The organism is bacterium, from assembly GCA_035505375.1.
GTDB lineage: Bacteria > Hydrothermota > Tepidihabitantia > Tepidihabitantales > Tepidihabitantaceae > UBA2258.
In genome coordinates this window covers 1-10,921 of sequence record DATJQV010000045.1, presented here as the reverse complement: position 1 = coordinate 10,921, position 10,921 = coordinate 1, and the positions used below count along the sequence as shown (strand labels likewise).

Annotated in this window: 13 protein-coding genes; 12 read left to right on the top strand and 1 reads right to left on the bottom strand. The window is 62.9% G+C overall.

Annotated features, from left to right (window positions below):
- The 12 genes from VMH22_07575 to VMH22_07520 form a co-directional block, all read left to right on the top strand.
- Positions 1-496, top strand: a 496-nt coding sequence (locus VMH22_07575; protein HTW91555.1) for a hypothetical protein, incomplete at its 5' end; no start/stop codon positions are given.
- A 5-nt stretch (positions 497-501) separates the two neighbouring features.
- The gene (locus VMH22_07570; GenBank protein ID HTW91554.1) at positions 502-1,335 is read left to right on the top strand and encodes a hypothetical protein; all 834 of its coding nucleotides are present in this window, start codon (positions 502-504) and stop codon (positions 1,333-1,335) included.
- Between the two features lie 6 nt (positions 1,336-1,341).
- The gene (locus VMH22_07565) at positions 1,342-2,097 is read left to right on the top strand and encodes a hypothetical protein (GenBank protein ID HTW91553.1); all 756 of its coding nucleotides are present in this window, start codon (positions 1,342-1,344) and stop codon (positions 2,095-2,097) included.
- Positions 2,090-3,316: a hypothetical protein gene (locus VMH22_07560; GenBank protein ID HTW91552.1), complete on the top strand. Its 1,227-nt coding sequence runs from the start codon at positions 2,090-2,092 to the stop codon at positions 3,314-3,316. The genes VMH22_07565 and VMH22_07560 overlap by 8 nt, the downstream gene beginning before the upstream one ends.
- Before the next feature lie 4 nt (positions 3,317-3,320).
- Positions 3,321-4,841 carry a CpaF family protein gene (locus VMH22_07555; protein HTW91551.1) on the top strand — a complete coding sequence of 507 codons (1,521 nt, stop codon included), beginning with the start codon at positions 3,321-3,323 and terminating at the stop codon, positions 4,839-4,841.
- Between the two features lie 31 nt (positions 4,842-4,872).
- Positions 4,873-5,673, top strand: a complete 801-nt coding sequence (locus VMH22_07550; protein HTW91550.1) for a type II secretion system F family protein — start codon at positions 4,873-4,875, stop codon at positions 5,671-5,673.
- Between the two features lie 119 nt (positions 5,674-5,792).
- Positions 5,793-6,557: a type II secretion system F family protein gene (locus tag VMH22_07545; GenBank protein HTW91549.1), complete on the top strand. Its 765-nt coding sequence runs from the start codon at positions 5,793-5,795 to the stop codon at positions 6,555-6,557.
- Positions 6,557-7,189: a hypothetical protein gene (locus tag VMH22_07540; protein ID HTW91548.1), complete on the top strand. Its 633-nt coding sequence runs from the start codon at positions 6,557-6,559 to the stop codon at positions 7,187-7,189. The genes VMH22_07545 and VMH22_07540 overlap by 1 nt, the downstream gene beginning before the upstream one ends.
- Positions 7,190-7,195: 6 nt before the next feature.
- A complete protein-coding gene (locus VMH22_07535) occupies positions 7,196-7,423 on the top strand; it encodes a hypothetical protein (protein ID HTW91547.1) in 228 nt (75 codons plus the stop codon).
- Between the two features lie 18 nt (positions 7,424-7,441).
- Positions 7,442-9,001 (top strand): hypothetical protein, encoded by a 1,560-nt coding sequence (locus VMH22_07530; protein HTW91546.1) that lies wholly within the window; start codon positions 7,442-7,444, stop codon positions 8,999-9,001.
- A 221-nt stretch (positions 9,002-9,222) separates the two neighbouring features.
- A complete protein-coding gene (locus VMH22_07525) occupies positions 9,223-9,441 on the top strand; it encodes a hypothetical protein (protein ID HTW91545.1) in 219 nt (72 codons plus the stop codon).
- A gap of 173 nt (positions 9,442-9,614) precedes the next feature.
- A complete protein-coding gene (locus tag VMH22_07520) occupies positions 9,615-10,103 on the top strand; it encodes a hypothetical protein (protein HTW91544.1) in 489 nt (162 codons plus the stop codon).
- A 518-nt stretch (positions 10,104-10,621) separates the two neighbouring features.
- On the opposite strand, the gene VMH22_07515 is transcribed toward VMH22_07520, so the two are convergent.
- Positions 10,622-10,768: a hypothetical protein gene (locus VMH22_07515; protein ID HTW91543.1), complete on the bottom strand. Its 147-nt coding sequence runs from the start codon at positions 10,766-10,768 to the stop codon at positions 10,622-10,624.
- Between the last annotated feature and the right edge of the window lie 153 nt (positions 10,769-10,921).

The following is a 10,921-nucleotide window of genomic DNA, read 5'->3' as shown; positions in this document are numbered from 1 at the left end:
CTGCCTGCTGCTCGCACAATGGGGAGTGCACGTACAGTCGGCGCAGATGGGCGCACGATTGCTGGCGTTCAACTCCGGGGACGCGAATCTCGCCAGGTTCGGCCGGTCGGCAGACACGGCCACCCAGACGTTCTCGACCGGGAGATGGGACACGCTGGCCAGCAGTCTGCCGACTAACTGGCTCAACACGATGTTTACGACCCTGACCGATGACTATTACTCCGGTTACGTGAAGGGCCAGCAGCGGGGCCGGCTGACGAACACGGGGCGTTCGTTGTTCAGCTTCTCGTCGCGGTCGGTGGGGTACTTTTCGAGTTCGGCGGCGGCACTGAACCCGTGGTCAGGCACTGCCGCGTCGGCCCGGTCGACGTTCATGGGTATCGCGTACTATGTGGGGCGGTACCGAGTGTCGGCGCAGTCGATCAGTTCAATTCCGACTATCCCGGCCACGATTCCGCTTCTGGAAACCATCTACAGCCGCGTTGGAGGTCGGTAGCAACCATGAAGACGTTACTGCGCGTGTTCCTGACAATGCTCCTGGTCGTCCTTGGCTTTGGGGTCTGCCTCATGTTCGCACCCAGGCTGGCGCAGTTCGAGGCCTGGGAGGGACGGCGGATGGCGGCCTCCGGTTCCCGCGCTCCGACCAATGGCGGCGCACAGCCGGACTGGGGCGGGGGCCATCTGTCGGCCGACAGCTCAAAGCTGGCCGCTCTCGGCAAGCTGTCGCCGGCCGGCGTGGACCTGCGGCAGAAGCCGGACAAGGACTATGACCTCAAACTCGCTCTGCCGTCTTCCGGTGAGTCCGGTTCCGGCGGGGTGTTTGAGGTACCGTCGTGCAACCAGTTCAGGAAGCAGCTATTTCCCGGTGCGGGAGACGCGGAAGCCCCGGCCGTGGATATCCCTCTGTATCCGCAGTCAAGCTGCCGGATGCAGGTCGGGCAAGGCACAGCCTGCTTCATTGGTTTCTACCTCACGCCCGACAGCATTGAGGCGGTCCGCTCATACTACGTCCTCTGCCTCAAGCAGCTCGGATGGCGGCGGGTGACCGCAGGGGAGCCCGAAGTCACGGCTGGGACCCGGCCAGACTCCGTGCTCGAGACTTTCGAGAAGCCCGATGAGAACCGGACGGTTATTGTGCAATTGCTGAAGCAGGACTCGCGAACGACCCGCATCGGTCTGGTCGCGATGAACTCCTGCAGCTCGGACCGTAACGCTCGCGAAGCGGTCGCATCGCGACCACGACAAGCCACGGCCGCCACGACTCCGGCCACAAGTTCCGCACCCGGGATTTGCGGACTGGAGGTCGGGGCCGGCGGCTTGCAGGAAAGGAAGTAACTTACTATGACAGAAGGTGGAAAGAGCAGCGCATTATCCGGCGGAGCCTGGCGCACGTTGGTCCTGGCTATCCTGCTCGGCGTGGCCGGTATCGTCCTGATGGTGTACTATCTTCGGACAAAGAACAAGCACGTGGTGCTGGTGCCGGTAGCGGTCGCAGCGCGGCCGATCACCGGCGGTGATACCATCAAGCACGGCATGATTCTCAGAAGGGACTTCCCCAAGGACGTGATCGGCGGAAACTTCGTGAACGGCAACGATATCGTTGCGGTGGAAGGAAGAATCGTGGGGGTGGACATGGACCCGGGTCAGCCCCTGTACTGGAACGCCATCCCGCTGGCTGACCAGGGCGGGTACGACCGCTACCTGCGGCCCGAGTTCCGCGAGCGAGCGATTGCTCTAAGCCTCGGAGGCGTGCTCAACAGCGCGGTGAAGGCCGGGGACGTGATTGACATCCTGGGCACGTATTCGCAGGGTAGCGATTTGCGAGCGTTTGAGGTTCTGCCCGCGGTGACGGTCATCGGCAAGGTGGGCGCGGTGCTGGTGTTGAATGTCACGGAGGCCGAGGAATTGCTGCTCCTCGCGGCTCAGCCCTGCAACCTGACCATGTCCATACGCAGCAAGAAGGAGCCAGAGTCAGAACTGAAACTCGATCCGGTCAAGCTCAGTGACGTCCTGCCCAAGGCCAAAGAGCTGGGCGCCGAACGAACGGCGCGGCTGGCCCAGGAGGCCGCAGCAACGGGGACAATCCACCGTGACTAGGCAATCATACCGCGAAAGCAGCAGCCGGCGTTCGGGACGTCGGTCCGTCATCGAGGTCTCGCCCTGGCTGGTGGCGGTCGGTTGCCTGCTGTCGATTGTCGCAGGAAGCCGGGCGTACGGTCAGCAGCAGTTGACGATCGGCGTCGGGGAGCAGAAGATCCTGGATGTCCCGTCCGGGAGCGACATCTCATTCACCGGCCCCCTGCACATCAGTCGGCTGGACGCGCGGCGTGTGAAGGTCATCGGCGACGGTGAGGGATGGGGCTCGGTTACGGTTAAGGACGGGGATGAGGTTCTCCAGTACTCGGTCCAGGTAGTCTCGATTCCTCCGGAGCAGACGATCGGCAAGTTGAGGACGCTGCTTGGGAACCTCAACCTGACCTACACGCCGGCCGGCAACCAGGTCATCGTGGAGGGAAAAATCGACAACACCGCGAACCTCGAACGTTTCAACAAGGTCATTGCCGCATTCCCCGAAGTGATCAATCTGGTGGTCGTCACCGCCAAGGAGCCGCTGGTTGACATCGGCGTCACACTCGTGGAGGTGGAGGTCGATAACTCCGCGGGCTTCAGTATCCTGAACATCTCGCCGACGACCGGCGAGGGAGCGATGAACGGCGCCTTCACGCTGGCCGACCTTACGGCCGGCAAGGTCAACTCCAGTGATATCCAGGTCAGCTTCGCCCTGTCCAACCAACTGCTGGAGGCCTTGAACGCTCAGCTCGATGGCGGGCGGGCCAAGATAATCGCCAACCCGAGGATAGTTACCGAGAACGGGAAGGAAGCCACGATATCGTCCGGCGGTGAGATACCCTACCACGTGCTCGGGCAGAGTGGAACCGAGGGCGTCGATTACAAGTCGTACGGCATTACGCTGAAGGTCACGCCTGAGGCGCGGGCGAACGACGTGCTGCTGCAGATGAGCATCGAGTCGAGCGAACCGGTCGGCACGGTGTCGAGCTCGAGCGAGAATGCGCTGAGCTCTCGCAGCGTAGACATGAGTGTCGCGGTTGAGAAGGACAAGACAGTGGCCATAGCCGGTCTCTATAACGCTGTGGAGAATCGCGACACCAAGGGCGGCTGCCTCTTCCCGCTTTTCGCAATCTCATCGTCTTCCCAGAGGCGGGAACTCATCATTCTGGTCACGCCGCGGGTGACCGTTGACGGCATCGGGCAGGACTTCCTGAAGATAACGAAGCCCGGGGACATGGGAAGGTGAACCAGTGTCGTTGATCGGGAGGCTGATTGACAAGAGGCGGGAAACTGAAGACCCCCTGCTGTCGCACGCCTCCAGTTCCCGGTCCCCGGAGCCGGCCGATCCGGTATCGCTCGCAGACGTTGACGGGCCCGTCGACCTGACCGACCGGCTGCTGGAACAAGTCCCCGAATCCGGGACGTCTCACGGACAGCCGGAGACGGGGGGCGTCCCGCCTTCCGGCGAGGCTGCCTTCGATACTGCCTCGGCTTCGACGCCCGAGGAGCTGTACGAGTACAAGCAGCGCGTCCAGAACGAGCTGTTGAGCCGTGTGAACCGGCACAAGACGAGCTTCGACGGGATCGGCGAACAGGAATTCCGGTCGAAGGTGCGCGAGATTGTGGTGGCCATTTTGTCGGAACCGGCGTACGCGATTCCTCCGGGGTGGACGCCGCAGACGCTGCTGACGGAGCTGCTTGACGACTTTCTCGACCTCGGGCCGCTGGAGAAGTTCCTGGGCGACGACACGATTACCGAAATCATGGTGAACCGGCCCGACCAGATCTACATCGAACGCGGTGGCCGGATCGAGCTCAGCGGCGAGCGCTTCCTGAATGAGGACCAGGTCCGTTCCGTGATCCAGCGCATCATCCAGCCGCTGGGCCGGCACGTGGACGAGAGCGTGCCGTACGTTGACGCCCGGCTGCCCGACGGTTCGCGCGTACACGTGATAATACCGCCACTGGCCCTGCACGGCGCGAAGGTGACGATCCGCAAGTTCTTCAGGAACAAGCTGAACGCGGAAGACCTGCTCCGACTGGGAACGATCAGCCGGCAAATGGTCAAGTTCCTCGAGCTGATGGTCAAGTACCGGGCCAACATCCTTATCTCGGGCGGGTCGGGCAGCGGCAAGACGACTCTGCTCAACGTCCTTTCCAACTACATTCCCGACAACCAGCGGATCATAACCATCGAAGATGCCGCCGAACTACAGATCAACAAGGAGCACGTCATCTCGCTTGAGTCGCGGGCCGCCAATACCGAGGGCACCGGTGCCGTGTCGATCCGCGAGTTGGTAAGGAACACGCTGCGCATGAGGCCGGACCGGATCGTGGTCGGCGAATGCCGAGGCGGCGAGGCGCTGGACATGCTGCAGGCGATGAACACGGGACACGACGGTTCCCTGACTACCATCCACGCCAATTCGCCCCGGGACACGCTGTCCCGGCTCGAGACCCTGGTGTTGATGGCCGGCGTAGACCTGCCTTCGCGGGTGATACGGGAGCAGGTCGCGTCGGCAATCGACATGATCGTCCAGACGGCGCGCCAGCCGGATGGTTCGCGCAAGATTACCCATATCACGGAGGTCTCCGGACTCGGCGAGAACGCCGTGTTCCTGACGCAGGAGATATTCCTTTTCAAGCAGCAGGGAGTTGATGCCACAGGACGGATAATCGGCCGGTACGTGCCCACCGGCACCATCCCTGCGATTGTAGACCGACTGAGAGCCCGGGGTGTTAAATTCCCGATGGAGGTGTTCGCTGCTTAGCGTTTTAGCCTGCGCTGCAATCTTCGGGTCGGTGATTCTCATTGTCATGGTGGGGATGCAGGCCGTGGTCAATTACCGCCGCCAGTATATCGAACAGGCCGAGCAGAGGGTGGAGGCGCTTTACCTGCGGGTGTCTCCGGGACGGCTGTGGCTCTATGCCCTGTGCAGCGCGGCCGGCGGCGCGCTGCTCTTGTCTTTGCTGACCGGTTTCAGGGCGGTGCCGACGCTCGCAGGCGCGGTCGGCGGATTCATGTCTCCCCGCCTCTACATATCCTACATGGAGAGACGGCGGCGCAAGAAGCTTGAGGGCCAGCTGCTCGATGCCATCGTCGTGGTGGCCGGGGCAATGAAGGCGGGGATGAGCCTGATGCAGGCGATGGAGCAGGTCACGCGCGAAATGGGTCCGCCCATCCGGCAGGAGTTCGCCCACGCGCTGCAGGAAAACCGGGTCGGAAAGCCGCTGGTTCAGGCACTTCAGGACATGAAAGAACGTCTCAATTCCGAAGACCTGAGCGTCATCGTCGATGCCATCAGCATCGCGCAGGAGACCGGCGGCGTGCTCTCCGACGTGCTGGTGAAGATAGCGGAGACCGTCCGCCGGCGGAACCAGATACGGGGCAAGATTGTCACTCTGACCGCCTCCGGGCGGCTGCAGGGAATCGTCATGAGCTTGCTGCCGTGGGGACTGGCGGCCATCCTGGCAATGCTGGACCCGGACATGATGCATCCAATGTTCTCCACCGTCATCGGACAGGTACTGCTCGTCATCGTTGTCGTGCTTGAGGTCGCGGGTTACGCCGTCATACAGCGGCTGGTAGCCGTGGACGTCTAGGGAGGTATATGTTACTTGTAGCTTTGACGCTCGGTTTGGTCGGTGTCGTCATACTCGCCGCGCGGTTGCGATCCCGGCGTTCGAAGGCACGGCCAGAGGCGGGAGTGTGGGAGAATCGATTGCCCGGGTTTATCCTGGCCCTGTGGCCGCTGGCCAAGCGGCTTTCGGTGCATACGCAGCGCCTGCCGTTGCCCGGCGTCAGGGAGCGGTACGCGCATCAAATCGAACGGGCCGGCCTTAAGTTCGAGTTGACCGCCGATGTGTTTCTGGTCCTGAAGATTGCCGGAGTCCTGGTCATGACCGGGCTCGGACTCATCGTCGTCGCCATGACGATCCACAACGGGCTGCTGCTCCTGGCTCTTATCTTCGTGGGATTTGTCGGCCCGGATCTCTGGCTGTCGTCGGCAATTCGCAAACAGGAGCTCGCCTGCACGAAGGCGCTGCCCGGCTTTCTTGATCTGCTGGCCCTTTCGGTGGAAGCCGGGATGGGCTTTGACGCCGCGGTGCTGAGACTGACCCAGACGCTCAAGTCCGGTCCGTTGACGTGGCGGCTCCAGACGTACTTGCGAAGCATGAGCCTGGGCAAGTCGCGATCCGAGGCGTTGAAGGAGACAGCCCGGAAGATGGACCTGCCGGATTTCACGTCCTTTGCCAACGCCGTGGCCCAGGCTACCGACACCGGGGCCAGCCTGGGGCCGGTGTTGCGGGCAGAGTCGGCGGACCTGCTGGAGCGGCGTTTCCAGCGGGCCGAGAAGTCGGCGTACGAGTTGTCAGTCAAGATGCTCTTTCCGCTGTTCGTCTTCATCTTCCCGGCCACGTTCATCATGATCCTCGGCCCGATGTACTTCCAATTCATGTCGTCCGGTGCAGCGGGGTCGCTCTAATGGCTGATGACTACGGTTCTGAATCGGTGATGGACGCCTCCGACGAGACGACAATGCCGGAGGAGCGGCCTGAGAGGAATCGGCGAAGCAAGACCAGAGAGACCAGCCGGATGGCATTTGTGGCCGTGTTTGCGTTCGTCCTCGGCGCCGGGGTCTATGCCTTCGTGCCGCGCGTGATGAAGGAAGTCCGGCCGCTGCATCACCGGGCACACGCGGCGTCGGCCGCAGCATCCGCGGCGAACCCGGATACTTCGGCGCCGGTGCCGATCCTCTGGGACAGGATTGACGTTAGCGGGATGCCCGACAGTGTCGCGAAGCTGCTCAAGCAAGGCAAGTACTATTACGACTACCGTTTTCCCGGCAACTTCGGTCTGGCGATCAACTACTGGAAGCTGGCGCTGGCTGCGCTCCAGGGAGCGGACCACGACGCAGTGCAGAGCATGGTGACTTCGGCCGAGATCGAACTGGATCACCAGTTCAGCGTTGATTCGGCCGACGCCTTCGTATTGCTCAAACAGGGCAAGCAGGACCTCGCCGTGGCGTTGCTGGACAGGATGCGGGCCGACTATCCCGACATCAGGTCGCGTCAGTATGACTGGACTTCGAAGCAGCTCTACCGCCGTCGCCGCTAGCCGCACATGAAGCTACAAGCCGCAAGCAACCGGCCGCAAGCCCGGAGTCCGGAGCGCGAGGCTTCCCTGATTGGGCGGCTGCTGCGCGACGAGACGGCAGTGACGGCCACTGAGTATGTGGTCGCCACGCTCGCCATCGCCTTCGCATCTCTTGCCGCGTCACGAGCGATTGCCGGCGCGCTGATTCCGTATCTCCACCGTATCTACCTGGTGGTCACGCTGCCGGTGGCCTAGCAAATTCCGAACGAGGCAGTGCAAGCGGCGGAGACCGGAGTCCCGAATCATCGCGCTGGGACCGCCTCGCGAGCGCCGTCCGGTGTTCGCGGCTTTTTTGTCCGCGCGCTAGTACCGACTCCCGGGGTCGGCGTCGGCGTCGCGGCATTCGTCGCCACGCTGACCAGACCCAACAACCCGGATACACTGTGGCACATGGCGATCGGCAGGTGGATTCTTGCGCACCACGCGGTGCCAGACATCAGCCATTTCTATTACTCGACGTCCGCCGGCTTCGGCTACGACTACTCCTGGCTGTCTCAGGTGGTATTGTCCGGCGCGTACCAGTGGCTCGGCGGAGCCGGTGTGGCGATAGTGAATTCGGCCGTGGCCGGGTTCATCTTCTATCTCCTTTACAAGATGATCGAGCGCGACAACCCGAACATGCTCCTGAACCTCATCCCGCTGGGCTTTGCCCTGGTGACGACGGCGGCCTACCTGTCCGGCCGGCCGGTGATGTTCACGATGGCCTTTCTGACGCTGGAAGTGTTCATCCTGTCCGGGTGGGTCGAGAGAATGGGCGAGCGGCGAGGAGCGAGCGACCAACCGCGGGGCGCCCGGCGTCCGGCAATTGGCGTTCGGTATTCCCTCTGGCTGATACCTTTGGTGACGGCGATCTGGACCAATCTGCACCCGGGGTTCGCGGTCGCCCCGTTCGTGATTCTCGTGTTCCTGCCCATGGCTCGGCAGGTCCGGGACCGATGGGCTCTGATTGTCTGCTTCATCGCCTCCGTGGCGGCCGTCGCCATCAATCCTTACGGGTGGAGGATGTACTCGATGCCATTAGAGATAGCGCGAGCCCTGCCGATGCTCCGTGGCCTGTCCGAGTGGAGTGGCGTCGCGGATTGGGAGACCGTGGTCTGGGGGTGCTTCGTGGCGATGGTGACGTGGGGTCTGTCGTTGCGGCGACAGCCCATCACCGTGATACTTCTCGTCACGGCGGCCGCCCTCGCTTCCGGCGTGAGCAATCGCAACATGCCGCTCTTCGGAGTGGTCGCGGTGTTTGCGCTGGGTCGCACGCTGCTGCCGGCGCTTGCGCCCGCGGCAGGACGGAGCGGCTTCCTCCGGAAGTTCGACGCGAAGTTCGAAGCCGCCGGCGGCTGGTTCTGGGCGATTGCAGTTCCGCTCGCACTGGTCGGCGCGGTGCGCCTTCGAGTCTCTCCAATGAACCTGGACTTCGACTTCTCCGGCTATCCGGCAGCCGCAGTCCGGTACGTCGAGGCCCAAGGCCTGCCGGACAACCTCTTCGTGCGCGAGACGTGGAGCAGCTATCTGCTCTGGGCGCGGCCGGACCGGAAGCTGTTCTTTGACGCCAAGGGCGGGTTCGGCCCTCAGGCAGTCACCGATCATTCCGCGCTGGTCAAGCCGAAGCCCGACTGGCGAAGTGTAGCTGACCGCTGCGGCATATCGACGTTTCTGCTCGAGCGCGGCAGTCCGCTCGCCGTAGTGCTCAGCGAGACCGCCGACTGGCACCGTGAGTACTCCGACTCGCTGTCCGAGGTCTTCGTGCGAGAGCCAGGTGATCGTGCCGGGCATTGACCTTCCGTTGTGGAGCGGTCAGTTCATGCCTGCTCCGGAGCCAGGTTTCTGACGTCAAGAGGGCTTCAAGCTGGTTCTTCACGGTCGGCAATCCCTGTCATCCACAGTACCAGCCGGGTTGCCATTGGCCCGGTCAGTATTCTGCCGCCCCAGTCCCGGGTGGACTCATTCGCCCATTGTCCGCAAAGAAGAAGGTCCTGTGTTAGACAAAGGAGGGTCCTATGTCAGTTAGCGCAAAAGTCCTGACCACCCGCGCGTCATCAAAGCGCTGGAGGGTAGTGAGCTACCTCGCGCTTGTGGCGGCGGCCGCGGCCGTCGCCGTCGGTCTTGTCGGCGTGCTGCACGAGGCCATGAGCGCAATCGACCTGCTGCTCATTGCCGGAGGCATGCTGGTCGGCGTGCTCGGCATTCGCGGCCTGTACCGGGCCCGAAGCTGCTGAACCGCGCGAGTATGACCAGCCCCGCGCCTGATGTACCGACGCCGCAGCCGCTCGCGGTCAAGAGCAGTCATTTGGTCATGCGGTTCTGAGATCTGGAGCCTGACCGATCGTGGGGACCAAAGCCGCGAGTGGTCTGGCAGGTGTCAGAAGTAGCAAGTTAGAAGGGAGACACGATGAGCCTGAGAGAGAAGATAGCGGACATTGTCTCGGCTGGAACTGACGTAACCGGCGGTCGATGGAATGCCGCCGACGCCATCCTTGCCCTGCCCGAGATTGCCGAGGCGTTGAAAGCGCAGAAGGTAGTTGAAGATGACGCCCGGCCCGATGTTCGCGGGACTGAGGATGAGTTCTACGAAACCGGCCTGGTCCACGTCGACGGAATTCGAGCCGCTGTCATTTCCACGCCGTCCGTGGTCTGTGCCGGCGAGGGGGCAGTCAGCCTCGGTGAGTATGCGCTTGAAGCTCGCTCCATCGGTGGAGACACGCAGGGAGCAACCGACACTGACGGTGCGATGAGAAGCGTTACCGGGCAGTCTATCGGCTTGATGCCTGGCGCAGGCGCCGGAGGCGGGTTCGACGGCTGGGGAAGAGATGGTGAAACGCAATCCTCGTACAGGGGACGAGCGAACCGCAGGAGACGCGCGAGGCCGAGCCTGAAGTAGTCTTCGGCGCCGGCCGCACACGGCGCTCCGGCAAGGGCGGTTGACTTTTCCTGACCGGGGTTTCCGCAGCGAGAGTTGGTCGCCATCCGCGTTCGGCAGTCCAGATCCGGTAGGAGGTCGGCAGCGTCGTCTCGGCTGATTCAAGTCTCGCACACGCGCGCTTCCGAAGCTCGCAACGTCGGATTGCTGAGGCCAGGGTCGAATGCCGTGTTTCCGGGCAGACTCTGAGGTCGTTGGGGCGTTGAAGGAACAGGCTGCCTGCAAGACCGGGCAAGATGGTCGCAACGCCCGTATCGTCAGTGATCTCGCGGTGATGGCGGGCGGGAGGAATCAATGGCATGGGTCACTGGAGCGTGCGTGGCTGACGTGTCTCCGCTCCGGGCTCTCCACTTGAGGCGCAGCGCCCGCGCCGCAAGCTGGAGGCTGTCACGCGACACCCTGCTTGCGCGGAAGCCTCCGCAGATGCCCGCCGAAGCCGAGGCAGCGCACCAGCAGAATCGTGCTGACCGAGTTGGCGTTCAGGACCTGCTTCCCTTCGTGTAACTCATCAGTGTCGGGGTCATGGCCGACTGATGGCCGGGCTGCATGGTATCGAGCGCGGCCTGCATCCTCTCGGTGTCGCACTTCACGTTCCAGTTCGCGAATCGCTTGATCTTGTCCGGCACAGTCAATTCCCTTTGGGAGCGTGGCATCAATGCTGTTGAAAATCGGGGCTATTGCAGGTGAAAGGTGCATGCAGACGGACGTAAGCTGTCATCCGGCGTTGGATCGCGTCGACGGTGCTGAGTCCGGAGACGACTTCCCGTAGGCTTCCGTGC

Excerpts from the sequence above, each read along its gene's own strand:
- VMH22_07535 (HTW91547.1), top strand. The coding sequence starts at position 7,196 with ATGAAGCTACAAGCCGCAAGCAACCGGCCGCAAGCCCGGAGTCCGGAG.
- VMH22_07525 (HTW91545.1), top strand. The coding sequence starts at position 9,223 with ATGTCAGTTAGCGCAAAAGTCCTGACCACCCGCGCGTCATCAAAGCGC.
- VMH22_07520 (HTW91544.1), top strand. The coding sequence starts at position 9,615 with ATGAGCCTGAGAGAGAAGATAGCGGACATTGTCTCGGCTGGAACTGAC.
- VMH22_07540 (HTW91548.1), top strand. The coding sequence starts at position 6,557 with ATGGCTGATGACTACGGTTCTGAATCGGTGATGGACGCCTCCGACGAG.
- VMH22_07570 (HTW91554.1), top strand. The coding sequence starts at position 502 with ATGAAGACGTTACTGCGCGTGTTCCTGACAATGCTCCTGGTCGTCCTT.
- VMH22_07565 (HTW91553.1), top strand. The coding sequence starts at position 1,342 with ATGACAGAAGGTGGAAAGAGCAGCGCATTATCCGGCGGAGCCTGGCGC.